This window comes from Streptococcus gallolyticus subsp. gallolyticus DSM 16831 (genome assembly GCF_002000985.1).
Taxonomy (GTDB): domain Bacteria; phylum Bacillota; class Bacilli; order Lactobacillales; family Streptococcaceae; genus Streptococcus; species Streptococcus gallolyticus.
Genome location: NZ_CP018822.1, coordinates 531850 through 557058, shown reverse-complemented (window position 1 = coordinate 557058; position 25209 = coordinate 531850). Strand labels below are relative to the sequence as shown.

The following is a 25209-nucleotide window of genomic DNA, read 5'->3' as shown; positions in this document are numbered from 1 at the left end:
TCTCCTAGACTTTTAAGTCATTATTCATCACTTGTTTCTGTCGATGAGCTACTGTCATCTGTACTACTGCTTGATGAACTTGATTCTTTTGATTCAGAGGATTCTGAGCTTGATGACGATGGTGCCTGTGAGCTTTCTTCTTCATCAGCTGCTAGGTAAAGTACCACGTTACCACTTAACGTTTCACCATAATAAGGTGTCTGAGCAGTGACAGTTGCTGTTGAAGATGGTGAGCTTACTTGCACATAACCCGTAGAAGAATTTGGGTCGGCTTGATAAACCGTAATATGTGAACTTGACACACCTAGAGCCGTCAAGGCAGCAATAGCTTCTGAATAAGTATAGCCTGTCAGATTTGGCATTGTTACTGTGCTTTCTGCGGCTACTTTAAAGGTAATCTTATCATCGCCACTTACCTTAAAGGTTTCACCTTCGCTAGGCGTTTGACTGATGATAACACCTTCGTCATAGTCTGACGTTGAGACTTCTTCAATCTCAATTTGCGACTCTGAAACACCGTAATTATTGACCAAATCTTTAACGGCTGTTTGATAATCTTGACCTGTATAGTCTTTTATCTTGAATCCTGATGAGCCTTTTGATACGTAAATATCAATTGATGACCCTTCTTTTTTCGATGAACCAGCAGTTGGACTTGTCTTAATAACATAACCACTCTCAACGGTATCACTTGATACTTTATGAACGGTTCCAACTTTAAGACCTGATGATTTTATCGTTGTTTTTGCTTCTGATAAACTAGAGCCAGCAACATCTGGAACACTCACGGTTGATGGTGAGGTCAACGTCAAGTAAGTAAAGATAGCAATAGCTACAATCACAACTGCAAAAAAGATTTTCATCAATGTGCCGAACATACGACGTGATTTTTTCTTCTTTGTTTTAGCCTTAGTCGCTTTGTTTTCTGTTGCTGCTTTATCTTCTTTAGCTGCTTTTTGTTTCTTCAAGAGTTGTTCTGTCGTTGAAGGAACAGATGTTGATGTTGTTACCTTTGGAAGTGTCTTTGTATTTTCAGTATCTTCAAAAACAAGTTTAGGTTCACGGCTACGGTTGTAAGAAAGTGCCGTCATCAAATCACGACTCATTTCAAAAGTTGACGCATAACGGTCACTTAAACGTTTTGCAGTCGCCTTGATAACAACATTTTCTAGTGCTTGTGGCACATTTTTATTCTCATCAATGATGGAAGGAAGTGGTTTTTGGAAATGTTGAAGCGCAATGGTAACAGCTGAATCGCCATCATATGGGATGTGACCTGTTAACATTTCAAACAACATAATCCCCATAGCGTAAATATCACTTTGAACAGTCGCTTTTGAACCACGTGCTTGTTCAGGCGATAAATAATGCACACTACCTAGCATTGAATTGGTTTGCGTTAAACTTGTTTCGGCAAAGGCTACGGCGATACCAAAGTCAGTAACTTTAACAGTTCCGTCTTTGGTTAATAAGATATTTTGTGGTTTTAAATCACGGTGAACAATTCCTTGTTGATGCGCCAAAGTCATCGCAGATAAGACTTCTTCCATGATTCTAACAACTTCATTATTAGAAAGCGGAGCATGATCTTGAATGTATTTTTTCAAGTCCGAGCCATCAACATATTCCATTACTAAGAATTGCTGTCCGTCTTCTTCTCCAATATCACGAATCGAGACGATATTTGGATGGTTCAGTTCTGCCATGGCACGCGCTTCCCGTTGGAAACGCGCTACGGCAATTTGATCAGTCTGATAATTCGTCCGAAGCACCTTAATGGCAACTTCTTCATTATCAAGAATGAGATCTTTTGCCAGATAAACATCTGCCATTCCACCCCGTCCGATAGATTTGAGGATCCGATAACGACCAGCAAATAATTTGCCAATCTGAATCATTAAGCTTCCTCACTTTCGGCGTGGATTAAAGCAATGGTAATGTTATCAAGACCTCCACGTTCGTTAGCAAGAGTAACCAACTCATTGTTCTTGTCATCAAGATTTTTATCTTGACTTAAAATGCTAACAATTTCGTCATTGGTAATCATATTAGTTAAACCATCACTGTTAATAATGAGATAGTCATTTTCTTCAAGTACCTGAACACCTAAATCTGGTTCGACAGGGTTTGCTTGTCCAATAGACTGTGTAATGATATTTTTTTGAGGATGATTTGCAGCTTCCTCTTCAGTCAATTGACCAGCTTTTACCAGTTCATTAACTAAAGAATGATCACTTGTCAACAATCGGTATTCTCCTTGGTGGAGCAAACCAATGCGTGAATCCCCAACGTGAGCATAGATGACATTGTTATCAACAATTGCCAAGGCTTCTACTGTTGTTCCCATGCCTTTATACTCATCAGTTTGACCGAGTTCATAGACTTTGCGATTTTCAGCTTCTAATGTCACTAAAAGCCAATCACGAATCTGACTTAACTCAGTGTAATCGGTATTAATCCATTCACGTCCAAGATCTGTAACAGTCATTTCGCTAGCGATATTTCCTGCACGATGACCACCCATGCCATCTGCTAAAATAACCAAAGTAATGCCGTTTTTATTATCAAATTTGTTAATAAAATCCTGATTGTTTGAACGTTTTTGTCCGATATCAGTTACAAGTGAAATTTTCATAGTTTTTCTTCTGACTGTGTCAGTTTCCTCCTTGAGATTACAAGATACGTTTGACTTGTCCTATAAAGAACCCGTCTGTCTGATATTGTTCTGGGGTAATTGCAATACATCCATCTCTAACAATATCTTCTTGCGTATGACTCAGTTTTACTTGTTCAAAATTTGGATGAGTTTCTAAAAATTTGTGAATAACTTGGAAATTTTCCTCATCAAAAATTGTACAAGTGCTATAAGTTATTATACCACCTTTACGCAACGTTTGACAAACGCTATCAAGTATTTGCAGTTGAATTTCTTGCAGAGCCGAGAAATCTTGATTTTCTTTATTGTACTTAATGTCTGGTTTACGGCGGATTAAGCCGATTCCTGAGCAAGGGGCATCTACCAAAATCTTATCAAAAGAATCTGGCACAAAATGCTCATGAACAGTTGTGGCATCCATTTTTTGTGTGCTGATTTTATCAGCGACATGCAGGCGCTTGGCATTATCCATGACAAGCGTTAATTTATGGTCATATAAATCAAGTGCTGTGATGTGCCCTTTTTTTAAATACGAAGCCATATGAGTTGTCTTACCACCTGGGGCAGCGCAGGCATCTAAAATGTCTTCATTTCCTTGAATATCAAGCGTTGGAGCAACTAGTTGACTAGATTCATCTTGAATTGTGATATCACCATTAGCAAAATAATCTGTCCCAGCAAAATGTCCTGATGTTTTCACCAAACCAACTGGCGATAAGATAGATTGCTCTGCACCAGTCGCAGCTTTAATCTCAGCTAATTTATCAGGATCTGTCACACGAATACTTGCCTTATTGCGGACAAAAAGGCTTTGCATAATAGCTGCCGCGCGTTCTTCACCGAATTGATCAATTAATTTTTTGACTAACCAAACTGGCAATGAATAAAGCACAGAGTAACGTTTATTCTTACGTTTAATCGTTTTAGGATTTGGTAATTCTTCCTTGGTAAAACGTCGTAGAACAGCGTTGACAAATTTTTCTGCACCTTTTTTGTTACCGCGATTTTTAGCAATGTTAACCGCGTCATTTACCACAGCGTGGGCAGGAATTTTATCAAGATACACGAGCTGATAAAGGCTCAACATTAATAGGTAATAAACCCAAGAATCTAACTTATCACGGTCTTTAATGTAATGAGCAAGATACCATTCTAAGGTAATTTTTCGTGCAACTGTTCCATAAACGATTTCTGTCACTAAAGACTTATCTTTTGGCGATAATGTCGTATGGCTTAATTCTTGATTGAGAGCAATATTAGAATAAGCTCCGTCTTCAAAGACATTTTCAAGGACAAGAAGCACTAAACCACGTGCCTGATTTTTCCAATCATTCGCCAATAAGGTCACCTACTTCGAGCTTACGTCCTACACCATTAAGGAAATCAACAACGCTCATGCGTGGCTTCCCAGCTGGTTGTACTGTTTTAAGCGAAATCGCCCCGTCACCTGTTGCTACGACAAGTGATTTCTTACCTTTTTCGATAATTTCACCTGGTTTTCCGTGACCTTCAGCTAAAGTCGCTTCATAAATCTTGAAACGTTTGCCGTCAAGAAGGGTATGAGCTACTGGCCATGGGTACAAGCCACGAATGTGATTAAAGACATCACGTGCTGATTTATTCCAGTCAATGCGTTCTTCTTCTGGTGTAATATTTGGTGAGAAAGTGGCTTTACTTTCGTCTTGTGGTTCTGGTTTGATATTGCCTGCAATGTAATCTGGTAATGTTCTTAACAACAAATCACGTCCAATAACAGCCAATTTTTCAAACATTGTTCCAACATTATCATCGTCAGTAATCGGTGTTGAAGCCTTGGCAATCATATCACCAGCGTCCATTTTCTTAACCATTTCCATGATTGTCACGCCAGCTTCTTCTTCTCCGTTAATGATTGCATAGTGAATTGGTGCACCGCCACGGTATTTGGGAAGAAGCGAAGCATGAACATTGACCGCAAAATCAACAGAATCAAGCAATTTGGTTGGTAAAAATTGACCAAACGCAGCTGTCACAATGCCATCAGCACCCAAAGTCATCAGCTCTGCCATTTCTTCTGAACCAGACATTTTTTCAGGTTGATAAACTGGCAAATTGTGCGCCAAAGCAACTTCCTTAACAGGTGTCATTTTGATTTCTTTTTTGCGTCCAACAGCACGGTCAGGTTGCGTTACCACCGCTAGGACATCGTAGTTGCTATCATCTAGCAAACCTTTTAGAACAGCCGCTGAAAAATCAGGTGTTCCCATAAAAATTAATTTTGTCATTTCAGTTCCTTTCAAAGGATTTTCTTACTTAAATTTTCTCTATTATAGCATAGTCATCCGCTACATGAAATTTTGTGGCTCATAGTCAATGACTAAGCGTAAATCTTTATTTTCTGGTAATTGTGTCAAATCTAAAATCTGGTTCAGGACATTCTCTAAATTGTCCTCAAAGCGATATTTAACGATAATTTGATAATGATAAAGATTATGCGTTCTGGCAATCGGTTTTGGTGTCGGACCGAGAATTTTGATTTTATCTGATAATTGCTGGCGCAATAATTGCAAGAGTTCAAATGATTTACGGACAACGGACTGCTCATCTTTATGTGATAAGGTCAATCCGACCGTGAAATAATAAGGCGGATAAGCTAATTGCCTACGGATTCCCATTTCATAAGCGTAAAATGCCTCGTAGTCTTGCTTTTGCGCTAGTTGAATGGCATAGTGCTGCGGATTGTAGGTCTGGATAAGAACCTCACCTTCTTTTTCTGCACGTCCTGCACGCCCTGCAACTTGTGTCAACAATTGGAATGTGCGTTCAGAAGAACGAAAATCAGGTAAATTTAAAGACGTATCCGCATTTAAAACTCCTACCAAAGTAACATTTGGAAAATCAAGTCCCTTAGCAATCATTTGTGTGCCAAGTAAAATATCGGCTTCATGGTTGCCAAATTTATCCAAAATGCGTTGATGAGCCCCTTTTTGACGTGTGGTATCAACGTCCATTCGTAAAATACGAGCTTGTGGAAAAACTTCCACGAGTTCATCATAAGCCTTCTGTGTCCCTGTTCCATAATACCGAATACTACGGCTATGGCAATTCGGACAAGTGTGTGGAATGGATTTTTCAAAACCACAATAATGACAATTCATGGTTTTGGTATCCATATGCAGCGTCAAGGAAATGTCGCAATTTGGACATTCATCAACATAGCCACAATCACGGCACATGATAAAACTAGAGTAACCACGACGATTGAGCATGAGCACGACTTGCTCATTTTTTTCTAGACGGTCAGCAATTTTTTCTAAGAGGTACGGAGTAAAGTTGCTAACTTCTTGCTGTCCAACATAATCGCGAAAATCGACAATTTCAACTTTGGGAATCTTTGCCATAGGATTAGCACGATGTATCAATTGTAGGAATTGGTAAACACCACGACTAGCACGAGCACGGCTTTCAATGCTTGGTGTTGCCGAACCCATTAATAATACGGCTTTATGGTATTTAGCACGAAGCAAAGCCACATCACGCGCATGGTAGCGCGGATTGGATTCTTGCTTGTAAGTCGCCTCATGTTCCTCGTCAATGATAATGGCACCAATATTTTCAATAGGAACAAAAATGGCAGAGCGTGCCCCAACAACGACACGCGCTTGTCCAGACTTGATTTTTCGCCATTCGTCAAACTTTTCACCGTCTGACAAAGCAGAGTGCATGATAGCTACTTGCTTGCCGAAACGTGAAATAAAACGATTGGTCATTTGTGGTGTCAAAGAAATTTCAGGCACCAAGACAATGGCTGTTTTACCGAGTTTCAAAACCTTGTCAATGATATGCAGATAAACTTCAGTTTTTCCTGAGCCTGTCACACCTTCCAGTAAAAACGGCTTACTTTCCTGACCAATTTGGCTAGTTACTTGTTCAACGACAGCCGCTTGTTCAGCATTTAAATCAAGAAAATCCGTTGTTGCTACATCAAAATAAGCGTCTGAACGTTTTTTCTCTCTTTTAAGAACAGTTATCAACTGGTTATCCACAAAAAATTTGACAACATCACGTGAAAAAAGGTGATGCAAATCTGATAATTTTCCTTCTTCAGGATGCTCTAACAAATAATCACGTAATTCCAATCGTTTTTTGGCACGATTGGAGATGTCTGCGGCAGCTATTTTTTCAGCTTGAACGTGATAATATTTTTCCGTCTTGATATTTTTCTTATCTTTAGCTAAATAATCAACGGTAATTTTTCCTGCTTGAACCAAGCGAGCGACTTTTTTCGCTTCTTCCTCGGTCAATGACGAATGAAGTCGGCTCTCTTTCTCGCCAAACAATGCCAAATGTTCTTCGCTAGATAAGCTTTCTGTGGGCGTTAAACGTTTATCATACTGCGAATTCAGCAGGTTAGGAATCATCGATTTCAGAATGGAAATTTTATAAGAAAACACCGTATGACGCATCTGCTCTGCCAATTCTAGCTGTTCTGCATTCAACACAGGCTCAAAATCCAAAACTTCGCTAATAGCTTTTAAGTCAGTCACAGTATTATCAAAAGTATCAGAAAAACCGATAACAAAGCCTTGCAAAAGCCGATTACCACGTCCAAAAGGCACATGAACTCGTGAGCCGATGGTCACTTGGTCTTCAACATCTTTCGGAATGATGTAAGAGAAAGGTTTATCTGTTTGCATAAGCGGGACATCAACGATGACCTGAGCAATTTTTACCATAAATTTCCTTTCTATCTAGTCCTTAGCTATTCATGAAAAAGAATAATCATCATGATAGCGACCAATGTTTGTCTAGCTTATCACAATGATTTATTACAAGAAAAATCTAAGATAAAACACCTTAGATTTTTTCTCCTTCTTCTTTTTCTTTAGCGATTTGTTCTTTGATTTTACGTTCTTCTTCTTCTTTAGCTAGACGTTCTGCTTCGATACGAGCAAGAACAGCTGCGCGTTTAGCTTCTGGGTCTGGGTGAATCACAACATTACCAGATTCAATTTCTTCAAGTGCTTGCAAAGTTGCTTTTACAGATTTGAATTCTTGAGTTGGTTTAGCACCTGCTTCAAGTTCGTGAGCACGTTTGGCTTGAAGAATACAAAGTGAATATTTTGAAGGCACTTTATCAAGCAAAGTGTCGATAGAAGGTTTTAACATCATAGCTTTTTTCTCTTTTCTCTTTTTTAATCAATATCTTTAATCATGTCGTTATATCGTCCGATAACACGATCAACACGGAAATGTTCTGCTTCGATAATGCGTTTAACGCGTTCAGCTGCCAAAGGCACTTCATCGTTAACAACAGCATAATCATACTCACGCATCAAAGCGATTTCTTCTTTAGCACGTTCGATACGTTGGCGGATAACTTCCTCGCTATCTGTACCACGTCCTACCAAACGATCTTTTAATTCGTCCAAATCAGGTGGCGTTAAGAAAATAAACACCCCATCTGGAACTTTCTTCTTAACTTGAAGCGCTCCTTGCACTTCGATTTCAAGGAACACATCAATCCCCTTATCAAGAGTTTCATTAACATAAGTCAGTGGTGTGCCATAGTAGTTACCTACGTATTCAGCATATTCCAACATTTGACCATTTTTAATAAGCTCCTCAAATTCTTCACGAGTTCGGAAGAAATAATCAACGCCATCGACTTCTCCTGGCCGTTTTTGGCGTGTTGTCATAGAAACGGAATATTCAAATTTATGATCTGGTGTTGAAAAAATTTCTTGGCGAACTGTTCCCTTACCAACCCCAGAAGGTCCTGAGAAAACAATTAACAAACCACGTTCGGTCATGCCACTCTCCTTATTATAGACTACAAGTTAAGACTTGCTTTTTATCAATTAGACTACAAACTAGTGTATCAAAAATATACCCATTTTTCAAGGAATTTTAAAAGCTTCCGTGGCTCTTTCCTCATAAAAAATGCTGTTTAAATCTTAGTTAGACATTCTACTTAAATTCTAGTAATTTCAGTGACTGTTTTTAGTAAATAAATGTCGATTAAAAAAGAAGCGCTAAGATTAGCACCTCCTTTAAAGATTGTTTTATTTTGCATAGTCAACTGCACGAAGTTCACGGATAACGGTAACTTTAATGTTACCTGGGTAATCAAGATTACCTTCAATTTTTTCACGAACTTTGTGAGCTAAGATTGTTACCTCATCATCAGAAACTTTAGTTGGTTGCACCATGATGCGGATTTCACGTCCTGCTTGCAAAGCATAGCTATTTTGAACACCATCAAAGCTTGTGGCAATTTCTTCCAAATCACGAAGGCGTTTGATGTAATTTTCCATTGATTCGTTACGAGCACCTGGACGAGCTGAGCTAAGCGCATCTGCAGCTGCAACAATCACAGCGATAACACTTTCTGGTTCTACATCACCGTGGTGACTAGCAATGGCATTAACGACAATCGGATTTTCCTTGTATTTACGAGCAAGTTCCGTTCCGATTTCAACATGGCTTCCCTCAACCTCACGGTCAACGGCTTTCCCCATATCATGCAAGAAACCTGCACGACGAGCAAGCGTCACATTTTCACCAAGTTCCCCTGCGAGAATACCTGCCATCTTACCAACTTCGACAGAATGACGTAAGACGTTTTGACCGTATGATGTTCTAAATTGCAGGCGTCCCATAATTTTAATCAAATCAGGGTGCAAGTTAAGGGCTCCAATTTCAAATGCAGCAGCCTCACCATATTCACGAATACGGTTATCCATTTCCAAACGATTTTTTTCAACCAATTCCTCGATCCGAGCTGGGTGAATACGTCCGTCCTGAATCAAAGCTTCCAAAGTCATTCGAGCGATTTCACGACGAATCGGATCAAATCCTGAAAGAACAACAACTTCAGGGGTATCATCAATGATAACGTCAATTCCTGTCAAACTTTCAAGTGTGCGGATATTACGTCCTTCACGTCCAATGATACGACCTTTCATGCTATCGTCTGGCAAGTGAACTGTTGTAATAGTTTGTTCAGTAACATATTCACCTGCCATACGTTGCATAGCTTGCGCGAGAATATTTTTAGCAAGTTTGCTAGATTTATCTCGGACTTCACGTTCAGCATCTTTGATACGAGTAGCAATTTCGTGCGTCAAATTAGTTTCCGTTTCCGTTAAAATAATTTCACGCGCTTCAGCAATCGTCATGAGCGCTACGCGTTCAAGTTCTGCTTTTTTCTGTTCTTCTAGTTCTCCGATTTGTTTTTCACGCTCATTAATGTGTCTAGATTTATCGGTTAGACTTTGTTCTTTACTATCCAACACTTTTTCCTTGCTGGTTAGGTTTTCATCCTTGCGGTCAAGAGAAGAAGCTCGTTCTGTTAAACGAGTTTCCATTTGTTTTAACTCTTGCCTTTCAGATTTAAATTCTTTTTCAATCTCTTCACGATATTTTCTAGCCTCTTCTTTTGCCTCGATTAGTAATTCTTTACGATGTGATTTACTTTCTCGTTCAGCTGTTTTTCTGATGTGCTCAGCTTCTAACTCCGCTTGACCACGTAGATTAACAGCGTCTTGTTCTGCATTTAAAAGAGTGAGTTCTGCCGCTTCTTTCGCAGACTTAAGTCTAACTGAAATCAGCACATAACCAACTATCAAACCAATGAGGGCAAAAACAATCAAGATAATAATATTTGGCATGTTTTTACCTCAATAAAAATTTTAGATTTCATCAATAGAAAGCTACTTTCAAGTTTATCATAAAATAAGCTTTTTCACAATTTAAAATTGTAAAGCGTTTTACTAAATTTTGTGTTATGATATTTACAAGGAACAAAAAAGGAGTGTACTATGTCTAAAAAAGAAGTTACTGTGGAAAGTTTTGAACTTGACCACACTATCGTTAAAGCCCCTTACGTCCGCCTTATTTCAGAAGAAGCTGGACCTCTAGGCGATGTTATTTCAAACTTTGATATTCGTCTTGTGCAACCTAATGAAAATGCTATTCCAACAGCTGGTTTACATACTATCGAACACTTGCTTGCTAAACTTATTCGTGAACGAATTGACGGAATGATTGACTGCTCTCCGTTTGGTTGCCGTACTGGTTTTCATTTGATTATGTGGGGGAAACACAATACAACTGAAATCGCCAAAGTCATCAAATCAAGTTTAGAAGAAATTGCCAACGTAACATCATGGGAAGATGTTCCAGGAACAACCATTGAATCTTGCGGCAACTATAAAGACCATAGCCTTTTTACCGCTAAAGAATGGGCAAAATTAATCTTAAAAGACGGTATTTCAGACGACCCATTTGAACGTCATGTCATCTAATATTAAAGTCAGCTTAGCTAGCTTTTTAAATCACAAAAGGCAAAGAGAAGCATTTCTCCTTGCCTTTTTATTTATTATCGATTAATGGAACTGCATACCGCCATCAACAATGATTGTTTGACCTGTAATGTAATCAGAATCAGGTCCTGCTAAAAAGCTAACAGCTTTTGCAACGTCTTCTGGTTCTGACAAACGTTTTAAAGTGATGTCCTTTGCAAAAGTTTGCATTCCCCATTCATCATCTTTACCAGCATTTTTACCGACTTCATGCGCAATGTCAAACATCATTGGTGTTTTAACAATTCCAGGTGCGTAAGCATTTACCGTAATACCATCTTTAGCTAAATCACGTGCTAAGGTTTGTGTGATACCACGTACCGCAAATTTACTACCACCGTAAACAGTCAAGTTAGGATTACCAACAACACCTGCTTGTGAAGTTGCATTGATAATCTTACCACCGTGTCCTAATTTTTTGAACTCTGCCAAAGCTGCTTGGGCTCCCCAAATCGTACCTCCGACATTAATGGCAAAAGTGCGTTCAAACACTTCTTCGGTAATCGTATCCAAAGGCGTCGTTGGAGCTACGCCAGCGTTATTAACCACAACTGATAAATCTCCAAAGTGTTCAACAACTTTTGCGAAAGCTTTTGCTACTTCGTCACGTTTTGACACATCTGCAACCACAGCAAAGGCATTTGCTGGAGAAATTTCCTGAACAGCCTTTTCAGCTGTTTCTTGATTGTAATCAAGGATTCCCACCTTAAAACCATCTTCATGCAGACGTTTTGCAATAGCAAAGCCAATTCCTTGACCTGCACCTGTAACAATAGCGACTTTTACCATAATATCACCCCTTATCTTTAAGTTAACTTGATTATAGCGCTTACAAAATTTTCTGTCAATTTTTTGAAACTTTTTTCAATCATTTTTCATTACTTTTATTTATCAAATAAAAAGGGAGTGGGACAGAAATCGGTAATTTCAAAGAAATTCGATTTCGTCGTCCCACCCCCGCAAGGTTGAGTAGGGTTGTAAAAGCTGATTTATCAGCGCATTAGAACCCACTCAACTACTGCGCCTTGTAAATAATAACTTTATAAATAAAGAAGCTGAGTACTTTTGTCTCAGCCTCTTTTTCTTAATAATCAAGTGCATCCGAATTACCAGAAGCATTCCCAACAAAGTAACCTGTTTTACAGTTAATTGAGAAAAGGTATGTTCCGTCAGCCTTGAACATATTGTAGTAACCATTTCCATTAATGATATTAACTTTTTCAAGAATGTAATCATTTCCTGAGAAGTAACCACGTGATTGAGATGTTGCCACAATTTTATCAAGTACACCATCCGCAAATGTCCAAGCAGAATTGCTTGAATCCGCAATCGCTGAATCACTATAAGGAACACGGCTCAAGCTACGTTGAAGTGTAGAAGCATCATAAGATGTGATACCATATCCACTAGCTCCAGAGACAGTTTGTGTTGTTGACGTATCAGATGATGATGCACTTTCTGTCTGGCTTGATGTGCTTGCGCTTGCTTCTTGACTACTTGATGACGCCAAAGCAGCTAACTGATTCTTACCATCGGTAATCGCTGATTGCAACAATGTATCTAGATTAGCATTGCCTGTATTCAAAAGGTCACTTGATAAATTATCAAAGTTAGCATCAGATTTCACAGTTGCTGAAGCTTTTTCACCATTTACAATAACATTTGATTCAAATAAAGCATTGATTGTCTGGATAGCTGTAATTTGAGCTGCCAAAGTATCGTATTCTTTCTTAGCATCGTCATAGTAATCTGTGTCTTTTAAGTCATCTAGTTTTTCTTTTAATGATGAAATATTATCAAATTCACTATTTTTCAATTTTGTTTTAGTATCATCTGTAAAGAAAGCTGCATAGGCATCGTCAAATGCTGTTTTTGCCTTTTTAGCTGCTGCAGACGAACTAGATGATGTTGATTTCTTAGTTGTAGATGTTGATGAGCTAGCAACACTCGTGCTTGATTCTCTGGTATAATTTAAACCGTAAGCCACACCAAAAATAGCGACAACAAGAGCTGCCAAGCCACCAATAATCACACGTTTATTTTTATAAGTTGGCTGCTCATCTGCCGTTTCAAGAGCAATAGCTTCGCTGTTTTTGTCATCAGCAACCACAGCTGACGCAGCTTCTGGAGTTGGCTCTGAAACTGCTGAATCAGCATTTGGTATTTCAATACTAACATTTTCTTGCTGAATCGTTGAGTCGTTTTCAGATGCTACATCTTCTGATACTGGTACTTCTTGCGAAGTCTCTTGAGTATCCTCAACCTTTTCTGCTTCAAAATCAACAGCTTTAGGCATAGCTTCGTTTTCTTTCAAAGCAGACTCACCAACAATCCCGTTGTTAACCAATTCCTCGCGCTGCTTTTTAATGAAATTGTCCAAAGCTTTGGTATCTAAATCGTCAAAGTCAGATAATTTAGCCTCAAACTTTTGCGATGTCACTTCGTCTCGGTGCTGTTTAATGTATTTATCCAAAACACCATCAGACTCAGTCACCCCAGCTTTTAATTCAGAATCCTTCCGAACAGCCTCCCCAATGGTCATATTTTTTACATCTTCTAAATTAAGTCCTTCTTGTTCTTCAGAAGACGGCAATTCTTTCTTGTCTGACACGCTTGTTCACCTCTCTAAATCAGATTGTCATTTTTATTAGGCTGTTTAACGCCGTATTTTACTTTTCTTGCGCTGGCGCAGCAACTGAACGTTTAACACGTTCCCCATAGAATTGGTACAAATCAACTCTTAGTGTACCGTTGTACAATTTACGTTTTTTATCAGCCTGTGAACCATATTTTCGTTCAAATTGTTCATCACTTGTTAGGATAAATTTACTCCATGTTTTTAGCGGAGCAAAAGTCTGTCCCATTTCATTATACAAGATGTCCACAGCTTTGTCATCCAGCAATCGTTCACCATAAGGGGGGTTAGACACGATAACACCGTTGATTTTATCAGTTTTTAAATCTTGAAGTCGCATTTGTTTCAATTTGATGACATCTGCAAGTCCTGCTTCCTCAGCATTCTTTTTCGCAATGTCAATCATGCGTCCGTCAATATCAAATCCAGAAATATCAAGTTCAATGTCATAATTAGCTTTTTCTTCAGCTTCATCACGAACTTGTTGAACCAAATCGTCGTCAACCCAATTCCATTCCTCAAAAGCAAAGTCACGATTAAAGCCTGGCGCAATGTTCATGCCAATCATAGCCGCCTCGATACAGAAGGTTCCCGAACCACATGTTGGGTCGATAAAAGGTTTATCTGGATACCAGTTTGACAACTCAATAATTGCTGCTGCCATATTTTCCTTAATCGGAGCCCCACCTTTTTCCACACGGTAACCGCGTTTGAAAAGACTTGCTCCTGTTGTATCAATCATAACTGTTGCTTTATCTTTTAAAATGGAAACTTCTATTCTAAATTCTGCTCCATTTTCTTGCAACGGAACACCCTCTGGACGATGATAAACTTTTTGTAGTTTTTTAACAACAGCTTTTTTACTAATAGCTTGAACACTTGGCTCATTATGTAGTTTAGATTTCACACATTTTGCCTTTGAAATCGGGAACTTAGCACCAAGTGGTAAATAATTTTCCCAATCTAATTTGTAAACACCTTGAAATAACTCCTCAAAGGTACGAGCTGGAAATTCACCGACTACAATTTTAATACGGTCAGCTGCGCGTAACCAAAGGTTGGTTGTCGCAATCGTTCTAACATCCCCTTGAAAACGGACTTTTCCATTTTCGACTTGGCAGTCAATGCCTAAATCACGGATTTCACGTCCTACAACCGCTTCAAGTCCTGCTGCCGCTGTCGCTACTAAATTAAACGTTTTTTTCATTCATTAATTCCTATTTCATCAAATACTTATCTATAAGTTTAACACGTTTTACTGGCTTTAAGCTAGTAAAAATCAATTAATTTTCAAACACCATTATTAGCCAATATCTAGTATTAAAATACAACCAAAAATAAAAGCTAGCCTAAGCTAGCTATATACCTATATGCAATTTTCTATAAGCCATGTTTTGTTCCAGAGATAACTAGGTCTTATCTCCTTCGATAATCATCTGTCTACTGTTTCCAGTCAGGATAGATTGTTCGGATTCCAACTATCCCATGCCCCTACCAAAGTTTGGGTTGCTAGCTTGAGGGGTTTACCGCGTTCCACTTCTTAGGTTTCCCTAAGAACTACGTCACTGTGGCACTTTCAGGGCTATTCAGACATATCCATAAAGAACTTAGCCTTTTTGCCCGCCGTAACATCAAAAAGATGTCCCTAGGCTTATTGATTCACCTAGCACAAACACTACCGGCATCACAGCCAGTGCTAGCATGGACTTTCCTCATGGTATTAAAATACCACGCGATTATCCAAAAATTGCAATTTATAAACTCACTTTGACAAATTTCCAAAATAAGTTAAACACAAAATCAAAACAGCTTACTAACTGTCGTTAGTTAGGCTGTTTATTCAGTGATTTGTTTTCCAAATACTTCTTTTTCCAATCGGCTAATACGTTTCAAAATATCAATATTTGTTGCTGACTGAGCAACGCGTGTTTGTTGCTCTGCATTAACCGTATGCGAACCAACATAAGATGGTGTTGGCGCCGCTTTTGGTTTTGCAGCGAGTTGTTGTTTTAATTTTTCATTTTCAGCACGTAGTTCTTGAACCTGTGAAATATAACTTTCATAGTCCTTGATGATGTCATCAAGAAATTCATCTACTTCTTTCTTGTCATAACCACGCATACTGGTTTTAAATTCTTGTTCAAAAATGTCCTTAGGACTGTAAATAATACTTGCCATTCTATCTCTCCAAACAAAACTATTCTAGTTAAAAGTAAGAATATGAAATCGTCATATCAAGATATATGTTACAGAAAAATTAATGAAAAATCAAGCATTTACCTTTATTTCATTATTAAAATTTTATTACCATTCTTCTAAGAATTCATTAAGACGGTCAAAGGTTAGAAAATTAATCGGATAGTTCTCTTTTTCTTGCATCACTTGCAACAAATATTTTAAAGTTGTTTCATTTTCGGTGTCGTAAAAAAGATAGGCTCCTTCTGTGTTATCTACTAAAAATTGATTATAGTTTTTAAATTGACTTGGATTTTCATAACTTTTATAGGTATATTTGACAAAATCAACCTGCTTAAATTCACCTAATTTTACTTGGTTAGCTTCGTTCCAATTTTGACCATGATTTTCAAAAGTAAAAATCGTTGCTATACTAAACTCATATTCTTCTTGCAATTCTTTGGCAACTTGCAAAGCCCAATATTCAAAACCAAGATTTCCCATAAAAATCAGCCAATCTATCCCTTCTTCAAAATAACGAATCAAATCATGGCGGATAGCTTTTTTGATAACACTAATGCGCTCATCCTTATCTTGAAAGATTCCTAATTCAAAACTCTTATAGCCCGTCACGAGAATTGCAGCCATATTCTGTTTCCTTTCTAAAAATATGTTATAATAAGATTGCTTATATTGACTTAAGCATGAATGTTAGGAGTTCTATGGTTAATTACCCTCATCATCTTATTCGAAAACAAGCAGTTCCTGCTTCTAAAAAGGTGAAAAAATCATCCGTTAACTTTGCTAATCGTGGGATGAGTTTTGAGGCAGCAATTAATGAAACCAATAATTATTACTTATCTCGTAATATTGCTGTCATTCATAAAAAACCAACACCGATTCAAATTGTTAAAGTTGATTATCCGAAAAGAAGCCGTGCCAAAATTGTAGAAGCCTACTTTCGACAAGCTTCCACGACCGATTATTCTGGTGTCTATAAAGGGCGCTATATCGATTTTGAAGCCAAAGAAACGCGGCAAAAGACATCTATGCCATTGAAAAATTTCCACGCTCACCAGATTGAGCACATGGCAAATGTTTTAAAACAAGACGGCATCTGCTTTGTTCTACTTCATTTTTCGACACTTAAGGAAACTTATTTTCTACCTGCTAGTGCTCTAGTAGATTTTTACCAAATCAATCTCGGCACCAAATCCATGCCACTTGATTATATCAGAAAAAATGGTTATGTGGTGACAACAAGTTCACTACCTCAAGTTCCTTATTTAGATATTATTGATCAAAAAATTTTAGGCGGTGATCACAATTAAAAAGAAAATAACAAGAAAACGAAAAAAAACTAATTCTACTACTTCTTCAAGAAAAGCAACTGCTCTTAAAGTCTTAAAATACGGCTTGATTGCAGGACTAACACTTGTCATTGCAGCTGTTTTGGCTGGTGGCTCTCTCTTTGCTTACTATGTAAGTAGTGCCCCAAAATTATCTGAAAGCAAGTTATCGTCTACTAACTCTAGTTTGATTTACGATTCAAGTGGCAATTTGATTGCGGACCTTGGTTCTGAAAAACGTGAAAGTGTTACGGCTGATAACATTCCTTTGAATTTGGTAAATGCCATTACTTCTATTGAAGATAAACGTTTCTTCAAACACCGTGGTATTGATGTCTACCGTATTCTTGGAGCTGCTTTTAACAACTTCACTAGCTCGAGCACCCAAGGTGGATCCACACTTGACCAACAGCTGATTAAATTGGCATACTTCTCAACGAGTGAATCCGATCAGACCTTAAAACGTAAAGCGCAAGAAGCTTGGCTTGCTCTCCAAATGGAACGCAAATATACTAAGGAAGAAATTTTAACGTTCTACATTAACAAAGTCTATATGGGAAATGGTAACTACGGTATGCTTACCGCTGCTAAATCTTACTATGGTAAAGATTTGAAAGACTTATCCATTGCCCAGCTTGCCTTACTTGCAGGAATTCCTCAAGCTCCTAGTCAATATGACCCTTATACTAATCCAGACGCAGCACAAAGTCGTCGTGATACCGTTTTGGCGGAAATGTACGAGGACGGTAACATTACAAAAGACGAATACGATACTGCGGTAGCAACTCCTGTCACAGACGGTTTACAAACCCTTACGGAGACATCAAGTTATGATGCTTACCTTGATAATTATATTAAGGAAGTTATCGAAGAAGTCAGCGATAAGACAGGTCAAGATATTTATTCAGCAGGACTCAAAGTTTATACAAACGTTGATACTGATGTCCAACAATATCTCTGGAATGTTTACAATACTGATTATTATGTCTCTTATCCAGATTCTGATCTTCAAGTTGCCTCAACTATCATTGATGTAACAAACGGTAACGTTATTGCTCAACTTGGCTCACGTAACCAAGACACTACTGTCTCACTTGGTACCAACCAATCTGTTCTGACAGATAGGGACTGGGGTTCTACAATGAAACCTATCACTGATTACGCTCCAGCTATTGAAAATGGTATTTACACAAGTACCGCAGCCACGACAAGCGATAGTAAATATTACTGGCCAGGCACCTCTACTCAGATTTACAACTGGGACCGTCAATACTATGGTACAATGACCATTCAAACGGCGATTCAACAATCGCGTAACGTTCCTGCTGTTAAGGCTCTTGAAGCAGTTGGATTAGATGCTGCTAAAGAATTCCTTGAAGGGCTAGGTATCTATTACCCTCAACTTTACTACTCAAACGCCATTTCAAGTTCTACTAGTGATTCTGATGAAAAATATGGCGCAAGTAGTGAAAAAATGGCTGCTGCCTATGCGGCATTTGCCAACGGTGGTATCTATTACGAACCTCAATATATTAATAAAATCGAGTTTAATGATGGTACTACTCAAACTTACAGTTCTTCTGGTACACGTGCCATGAAAGAAACAACAGCATATATGATGACATCAATGCTGAAAACTGTTTTAACTTACGGTACAGGTACTGAAGCTGCTATCTCTGGTGTTTACCAAGCTGGTAAGACTGGTACTTCTAACTATTCTGATGATGAATTGGAAGAAATCGAAGAATCAACTGGTATTTACAACAGCGTTGTTGGTACAATGGCTCCAGATGAACTCTTTGTTGGTTACACCACACAATACTCAATGGCAGTTTGGACAGGTTATAAAGACAGGATGACGCCAATTTATGGTGATGGATTGAATGTCGCAGCTGATGTTTATAAAGCAATGCAAAGCTATCTAAATGAAAAATATGGTAGCGGTAGCGAGGACTTCACCGTACCAAGTGGTGTTTATACTAGCGGTAGCTATGTTTACCTAAGTGGTTCAAGTAATAACTACACTTACTCATCAACATCAAGTTCTGTTTACAGTAATATCTACGGTTCAAGCTCAAGTTCTTCTGAGGAAGAATCAACAGCTGAATCTTCCAGCGAAGATAGTTCTTCAACCGAATCATCAAACGAAGCTGACAACAATTCAGATAATAGTAACACAGAATCTAGTGATGACTAGCACAAAAACACTCTCTGAATATTTCAGAGAGTGCTTTTCTTATATACAAAACGACATCAGCCAAACAGCTGATGTCATTCTTTTTATTTACTTGCAAGAGCTCCCATTGGATCCCATGGTGCAAGGACGATTGGTTCTGCTTCATAAGCTGCGCGTTCTTCTGCTGTCAAAAATTCTTTACGTACAACGATTTGGTAAGTAAATTCATCCATCCAAGCGTCTGAAGCGACAAAGTAACCTTTGTTACCAACTTTATCTCCCCATGAATTTTCAACTTTCCATTTAAAAGATTTGCCATTTTCGTCCAAATCAACACCTGTAAGCACCATAGCGTGTGTCATCAAACTTTCGCTGTAATCAAGACGTCCTGCTTTGTCTTGAGTGAAATTGATGTCCATAGCTGTTTCAAAATCATAAACATTTGTCGCCATGATACCTTTTTGACGGTCTGAGATTTGACCAACATCAGAACCAAACCAAACAGTTTCACCAGCTTGCATTTGAGCGATAGCCAATTCTTTGAAACGTTCCATATCAAGGTTAAGGTAACGAACATCACGGCTACCAACCACATTACCAAGCATTTCAACAGTATAAGATTTGCCGTAAGGTTTATCGGCTGTTGGCGCATTGATAACTGATACGTATTCTGAAAGGTCTAAACCAACATATTTTTTGAAAAATTCTTGTGGTGTGATGTTTTTATCTGAATGGTAATTGTTATCTTTGTCACGGTAAGCAAAGTCAATAGTGCGTGGTGGCAAACCAAGATTGATTGCTAAGAAATTAAAGACTTCTTGGAGAAGGGCTTCTTTTTTCGCTTGAACAGCTTTGTCATCAGCACCAGCTGCAATAGCTTCACGCAAAATTTGAGCGTCTTGACGCAATAATTTGTTAAGGTATTGGTTCAATTCGCGGCTGTTACTTGATGTAATTGATTCTGGGTATGTTGCTTTTGGTACGACACCGTATTTTTCAAAAAGGGCAACAACCATATCCCATTGTCCACCGTCTTGTTGTGGCACATCAAGCAAGAATTTCACTTTACGGCTACCGAGTTCTTGATCTGCTGTTGCGATAACTTGTTCTAAGAACCAGTTTGATTTTTCGTATTTATCCCAGAAGAATGTGTGGGCTTGAGACAGCTCAAAATTTTCCAAGTTCAAATCTGAAATCATTTTATGACGGAAAGTATTGAGAGCTGCAAACATCCAGCAACGACCTGATGCTTTTTGGTTGGCAACCTTATCTTTTGTCAAATCAATTGAAAAAGCGTGATCATTTTCCATTTCACTTTGACGTGTTTCAAGTGATTTTAACAATCCATTGTGAGTTACAGCATTTTCAACAGCACGTAATTTGCTATCAGCTTGAAAATCAGCAAATAATTTATCGGTAAATGTTGATGATAATTCTGACATAATTCCTCCTATATTGTCGGTTGATAGTCATGTAATGTTTTCTGACTTAACCATACTTAACTAATATCCATTATATCGCTTATTAAGGAGATTGCAAGAATTTTTGATAAAAAATTCTGACATTTTTAAAGGAATTACAAGAGTATGTAACCTTTTGTGACAACTACAATTTCACACTACTGTTTTTTAAAGAAAAAAGACCCAGCGGGTCTTTTGTTTTATTTCCAGAAATCGTCAAATACTGTGATTGGTAAGTGACGTTTGTGTTCTGTTTTACGCCACCAATTTTCAATTTTTTCTTTGGCTTCTGATGAAACTGTTTTACCTTCAAGGTAGTCATCAATATCATTATATGTGACACCTAAGGCAACTTCATCTGCGATTCCTGGGCGATTTTCTTCCAAGTCAGCTGTTGGAATTTTTTCATAGATTGCAGGATCTGCACCGAGTTCTGCTAACAATTGTTTTCCTTGACGTTTGTTTAAACGATAAAGAGGGATAACGTCAGCACCACCGTCACCAAATTTAGTGAAGAAACCTGTGATGTTTTCAGCAGCATGATCAGTACCAATAACAGCTCCGCTATTTGCTCCAGCAACGGCATATTGTGTAATCATGCGTTGACGAGCTTTGATATTTCCTTTATTGAAATCTGAAACGTCAATGCCAGCTTTTTCAAGTTCACGAACTTGTCCGTCAACACCTTCTTTGATATTAACGACAAGGCTAGCATCTGGCTGGATAAATTTAAGAGCACGTTGAGCATCTTCTTCATCAGCTTGAACGCCATATGGCAGACGCACAGCAATAAATTTATAGCTGTCATCGCCAGTTTCTGCACGGAGTTCTTCTACAGCGATTTGCGCCAAACGTCCTGCCAAGCTTGAATCTTGTCCACCAGAAATCCCTAAAACATAACTTTTAAGGAAAGAATGTTTTTTCAAATAGTCTTTAAGAAAATCAACTGATACGCGAATTTCCTCTTTAGGGTCAATACTTGGTTTAACCCCTAATTCGGCAATGATTTTTTCTTGTAATGTCATTTAACTTCTCCTTTTTGTTGTGCTTCTTTGCGGATACGGTCGATAAGGTCCATTTTGTTTTGCCAAACTTCTTGTGACAAGTCAACTGGATAATCTTGTGGATTAAGCAGGCGTTTATATTCGTCCCAAAGTTTGTCAAATTCTTTACGAGCATATTCTTGAATCTCAGAAAGAGATGGCAAGTTATAAACTAATTTCCCTTTGTCAAAAATATCAACAAGAAGTGGCACAGCTTCGAAATCTTTCACTGTTTTATTGATATAAGTGTATGTTGGGTGGAACATGTAAACTTCGTCAAGTTTATTAACATCAGTATCTGTGAAAGTGATGTAGTCACCCTCTGTTTTATTTCTTTCACGACTAGTAATGCGCCACACTTGTTTTTTACCTGGTGTAGAGACTTTTTCGGCATTATTTGACAACTTAATCGTATCTTGCATAACACCATTTTCATCTTCCATAGATACAATCTTATAAACTGCACCAAGTGCTGGTTGGTCGTAAGCTGTGATTAATTTTGTTCCGACGCCCCAGACATCAATTTTGGCTTTTTGCATTTTAAGGTTGAGAATGGTATTTTCATCCAAGTCGTTTGAAGCGTAAATCTTAGCATTTGGATAGCCTGCAGCATCTAACTGTTTACGAATTTTTTTAGACAAATAAGCCATATCTCCTGAGTCAATACGAACACCGAGGAAATTAATCTTATCACCTAATTCATTAGCAACGCGAATAGCTGCTGGAACACCAAGACGAAGAGTATCGTATGTATCGACTAAGAAAACACAATCTTTGTGAGTGCCAGCATAAGCCATAAATGCTTCGTAATCATCGCCATAAGCTTGAACTAAAGCGTGTGCGTGTGTTCCTGATACTGGGATGTCAAACATTTTACCTGCACGAACATTTGATGTGGCATTCGCACCACCGATAACGGCAGCACGTGTTCCCCAAATAGCTGCGTCCATTTCTTGAGCACGACGACTACCGAATTCTAGCAAGGGCTCATCATCAATGACAGAACGAATACGAGCAGCTTTTGTCGCAATCAATGTTTGGAAATTGACAATGTTAAGCAAAGCTGTTTCAACTAATTGACATTGGGCAAGCGGTCCTTCGACTTGAACGATTGGTTCATTAGCAAAAACCAAGTCACCTTCTTTAGCTGAACGAATGGTTAATTCCAATTTGAAGTCTTTCAAATAAGCAATAAAATCAGCTGGATAACCTAAATCTTCTAGATAAGCAATGTCTGTTTCTGTAAAATGAAGGTTTTCAAGGTATTCAACCATACGTTGCAAACCAGCAAAAACAGCATAGCCATTGGCGAATGGTTCTTTACGGAAAAAGATTTCAAAAACTGCATTCTTATTGTGAATGCCTTGATCAAAGTAAACTTGCATCATATTGATTTGATACAAATCTGTATGGAGAGTTAAACTATCATCTTGATACATGTGGTATCCCCTTTTTAAGAAATATGAGCCTTGATTAGTCTTGTTAAGACCTTACCAGCCTCACAAGATTTTTGTTATCTCCAGCTCAAAGTTAATTTATCCCCCATATTATAGCACAATAAATAAAACCTTGCTACAATGCCTTTTATCGCACTCGTCCCCGCCAATTCCCCGCCTTAAGCTTTACGGACAAGGCTTTTTTTATTGCGTTAAAAACACCCGAAAAAATTCGGGTGCAATTAAAGTAAAATAAATCCTTTTGAAACAAGGTGTTCATACACCGTTTATTTTACTGAACATTTTTGCCCCAAATATAAAAGGTGTCAGCTTACGCCAACACCTACAACGTATAAGTTAATTGGGATTAGGGTACGTTGTAATAGAAGATTATTATACCTAATAATTAGGTACACGCTCATTATATCACAAAATTAAGAAAACCGTATGGAATTCCATACGGTTTTGCCACAAGTAGAGGTTAGTAAGACACCAACCTTGGATCACATATCCAGCCCCCATTATAGCATAAAATTATTACATTGCAAATATCTGGCAAAGTAAAAAGGTCAGCGTATGGGTAACGCCGACCTATGGGAAGAGAAGAACTTCTAACCCTCCCACCCTTCCATATCATGTTCGTGTGTTCAGATTATTTATTTTTTAGTGTGCATCTGAACAGTGCTCACTGACGTACCCCACTCATACGTCACTAATATTATATCATATATAATATACAAAAACTCCCTCAAATCGAGAGAGTTCCATTATTTTAAAAGGGATATCCTTTTAAATCACCCATACACCCTTATTTTATCAGATGTGGATAAAATTGCAAGTATAAAAGGTACCAGATAGACTCTGATACCTTTATCCCTCGTAAGGCTTTAAAATGCCTTTGTGGCTTATCGCCACGAATCTACTATATCATAAATATCCAAATGTTACCACTTGTTTAGCTTAGATGAAAAGTCAATTGTATACCTGTAACCAACATTTGAATGCCAATTGTTGTTAAGATTAACCCCATCATTTTAGTGATGATACTCATGCCCGATTTTCCCAATGCTGATGAAATTCTTTTGGCTTCTCTTAAAATAAAGTAGGTCAACAAACAAAGAAGTCCAAAAGCTAGTATGGTCATAACTTGCTTTTTAATATCACCATGCGAAAGATTAATTGCAGTCGCTATTGTCCCTGGACCTGCTAATAATGGTACCGCTAACGGGGATATTGCTACTTCCATTGGATCGGATGGTTGACTTTCCATTCCTTTTGCAGAGGGAGCATGTACACCGTTTAGCATATGGTAACCAATAATCGCCACTAGAATCCCCCCAGCAATTCTAAGGGAAGAAAGTGTAATTCCAAATAAATTGAAAATGAGGTGACCCGTCATGACAAAAAACGTAATAACCACAAAAGCAATTAAAAGGCTTTTAGTAGCAATTTTATGAGAGATACGATCATTATCATCTGCCACAAGGGCCATGTAGGCGGGGAGATTCGACAAAGGGTTCATAATAGCAAAAAATGCCATAAACATAAGTCCGAATTCCTTCATTTGTAGTTTCCTCCTTGTACATATATTATGCCACTATTTATAACGGTAGCCAACACTTTTACAAACTTTTTGTTTTTGCGGTTATAACGGCAATAAAAAAGAGCTAGCAAAAGCTAGCTCAAAACTCGTGTGTAATGTAAAGCCTCTCTACTCCTTACATGCCTATTATACCATAAACGTGCATGGCTGCTAACTCGTAGAACTCTACTGGTTCATTAGGGAGAACATAGCTAAATACTAGCCCATTCTTTCTAATAATTTGTACAGTATCACCCTTTATATAGCCTCTATCAATCGCTTCTTTTAGTTCATCATAATATAGCGTGAGTTTTTCTCCTACTTTATTATTCGAAAAAAAGTCTCGATTCAT

At 38.1% G+C, this 25209-nt stretch carries 21 protein-coding genes and 1 other RNA gene; 3 read left to right on the top strand and 19 right to left on the bottom strand.

The annotated features are described in order from the left end of the window. Positions 1–20 precede the first annotated feature (20 nt). The 8 genes from pknB to BTR42_RS03000 form a co-directional block, all read right to left on the bottom strand. On the bottom strand, positions 21–1898 hold the full coding sequence (gene pknB / locus BTR42_RS03035) for a Stk1 family PASTA domain-containing Ser/Thr kinase (protein ID WP_012961536.1): 1878 nt from the start codon (positions 1896–1898) through the stop codon (positions 21–23). Further along, a complete protein-coding gene (locus BTR42_RS03030; RefSeq protein ID WP_009853567.1) occupies positions 1898–2635 on the bottom strand; it encodes a Stp1/IreP family PP2C-type Ser/Thr phosphatase in 738 nt (245 codons plus the stop codon). The genes pknB and BTR42_RS03030 overlap by 1 nt, the downstream gene beginning before the upstream one ends. A gap of 37 nt (positions 2636–2672) precedes the next feature. Next, complete coding sequence (gene rsmB, locus BTR42_RS03025) at positions 2673–3995, bottom strand: 16S rRNA (cytosine(967)-C(5))-methyltransferase RsmB (RefSeq protein WP_077496361.1); 1323 nt, start codon at positions 3993–3995, stop codon at positions 2673–2675. Continuing rightward, positions 3985–4920, bottom strand: coding sequence for a methionyl-tRNA formyltransferase (gene fmt, locus BTR42_RS03020; RefSeq protein WP_077496359.1), 936 nt, complete (start codon positions 4918–4920; stop codon positions 3985–3987). The genes rsmB and fmt overlap by 11 nt, the downstream gene beginning before the upstream one ends. 60 nt (positions 4921–4980) lie before the next feature. Beyond that, positions 4981–7371, bottom strand: coding sequence for a primosomal protein N' (locus BTR42_RS03015; protein WP_077496357.1), 2391 nt, complete (start codon positions 7369–7371; stop codon positions 4981–4983). Positions 7372–7492: 121 nt separating this feature from the next. Next, positions 7493–7807 carry a DNA-directed RNA polymerase subunit omega gene (gene rpoZ / locus BTR42_RS03010; protein WP_003067343.1) on the bottom strand — a complete coding sequence of 105 codons (315 nt, stop codon included), beginning with the start codon at positions 7805–7807 and terminating at the stop codon, positions 7493–7495. Positions 7808–7830: 23 nt separating this feature from the next. Continuing rightward, positions 7831–8448 (bottom strand): guanylate kinase, encoded by a 618-nt coding sequence (gmk, locus tag BTR42_RS03005; protein WP_003063524.1) that lies wholly within the window; start codon positions 8446–8448, stop codon positions 7831–7833. A 252-nt stretch (positions 8449–8700) separates the two neighbouring features. After that, positions 8701–10308 (bottom strand): ribonuclease Y, encoded by a 1608-nt coding sequence (locus BTR42_RS03000; RefSeq protein WP_012961531.1) that lies wholly within the window; start codon positions 10306–10308, stop codon positions 8701–8703. A 150-nt stretch (positions 10309–10458) separates the two neighbouring features. On the opposite strand from BTR42_RS03000, the gene BTR42_RS02995 reads away from it, so the two are divergent. Continuing rightward, on the top strand, positions 10459–10944 hold the full coding sequence (locus BTR42_RS02995; RefSeq protein WP_009853562.1) for an S-ribosylhomocysteine lyase: 486 nt from the start codon (positions 10459–10461) through the stop codon (positions 10942–10944). 81 nt (positions 10945–11025) lie between these two features. Here BTR42_RS02995 and BTR42_RS02990 read toward each other — a convergent pair whose 3' ends face one another. From BTR42_RS02990 to BTR42_RS02965, 6 genes are all read right to left on the bottom strand, one after another. Then, positions 11026–11790: a (S)-acetoin forming diacetyl reductase gene (locus BTR42_RS02990; protein ID WP_077496355.1), complete on the bottom strand. Its 765-nt coding sequence runs from the start codon at positions 11788–11790 to the stop codon at positions 11026–11028. Between the two features lie 295 nt (positions 11791–12085). Then, entirely contained in the window at positions 12086–13612 is a 1527-nt protein-coding gene (locus BTR42_RS02985) for a cell division site-positioning protein MapZ family protein (RefSeq protein WP_077496353.1), read from the bottom strand. Positions 13613–13670: 58 nt separating this feature from the next. Then, positions 13671–14843 carry a THUMP domain-containing class I SAM-dependent RNA methyltransferase gene (locus tag BTR42_RS02980; protein WP_077496351.1) on the bottom strand — a complete coding sequence of 391 codons (1173 nt, stop codon included), beginning with the start codon at positions 14841–14843 and terminating at the stop codon, positions 13671–13673. Between the two features lie 171 nt (positions 14844–15014). Then, positions 15015–15384: RNase P RNA component class B (gene rnpB / locus BTR42_RS02975), an RNA gene on the bottom strand. A gap of 88 nt (positions 15385–15472) precedes the next feature. Continuing rightward, positions 15473–15814 carry a cell division regulator GpsB gene (gene gpsB, locus BTR42_RS02970; protein ID WP_009853558.1) on the bottom strand — a complete coding sequence of 114 codons (342 nt, stop codon included), beginning with the start codon at positions 15812–15814 and terminating at the stop codon, positions 15473–15475. A 126-nt stretch (positions 15815–15940) separates the two neighbouring features. Continuing rightward, on the bottom strand, positions 15941–16459 hold the full coding sequence (locus BTR42_RS02965; RefSeq protein WP_061459003.1) for an SLOG family protein: 519 nt from the start codon (positions 16457–16459) through the stop codon (positions 15941–15943). 74 nt (positions 16460–16533) lie between these two features. Here BTR42_RS02965 and recU point away from each other — a divergent pair, with 74 nt between their 5' ends. Together recU and pbp1a are read left to right on the top strand one after the other, a co-directional pair. Beyond that, positions 16534–17142, top strand: coding sequence for a Holliday junction resolvase RecU (recU, locus tag BTR42_RS02960; RefSeq protein WP_009853556.1), 609 nt, complete (start codon positions 16534–16536; stop codon positions 17140–17142). Then, on the top strand, positions 17129–19357 hold the full coding sequence (pbp1a, locus tag BTR42_RS02955) for a penicillin-binding protein PBP1A (protein WP_044555485.1): 2229 nt from the start codon (positions 17129–17131) through the stop codon (positions 19355–19357). The genes recU and pbp1a overlap by 14 nt, the downstream gene beginning before the upstream one ends. 83 nt (positions 19358–19440) lie before the next feature. Here the strand turns inward: pbp1a and pepC are convergent, their stop codons facing one another. The 5 genes from pepC to BTR42_RS02930 all read right to left on the bottom strand — a co-directional run bounded on the left by pepC (position 19441) and on the right by BTR42_RS02930 (position 25209). Continuing rightward, on the bottom strand, positions 19441–20778 hold the full coding sequence (pepC, locus tag BTR42_RS02950) for an aminopeptidase C (protein WP_077496349.1): 1338 nt from the start codon (positions 20776–20778) through the stop codon (positions 19441–19443). Positions 20779–20996: 218 nt separating this feature from the next. After that, positions 20997–21821: an NAD(+) synthase gene (gene nadE, locus BTR42_RS02945; protein ID WP_077496347.1), complete on the bottom strand. Its 825-nt coding sequence runs from the start codon at positions 21819–21821 to the stop codon at positions 20997–20999. Then, a complete protein-coding gene (locus BTR42_RS02940; RefSeq protein WP_061459007.1) occupies positions 21818–23278 on the bottom strand; it encodes a nicotinate phosphoribosyltransferase in 1461 nt (486 codons plus the stop codon). The genes nadE and BTR42_RS02940 overlap by 4 nt, the downstream gene beginning before the upstream one ends. 952 nt (positions 23279–24230) lie before the next feature. Beyond that, positions 24231–24839, bottom strand: coding sequence for a MarC family protein (locus BTR42_RS02935; protein WP_009853551.1), 609 nt, complete (start codon positions 24837–24839; stop codon positions 24231–24233). A 154-nt stretch (positions 24840–24993) separates the two neighbouring features. Then, entirely contained in the window at positions 24994–25209 is a 216-nt protein-coding gene (locus BTR42_RS02930; protein WP_077497995.1) for a competence regulator inhibitor paratox, read from the bottom strand.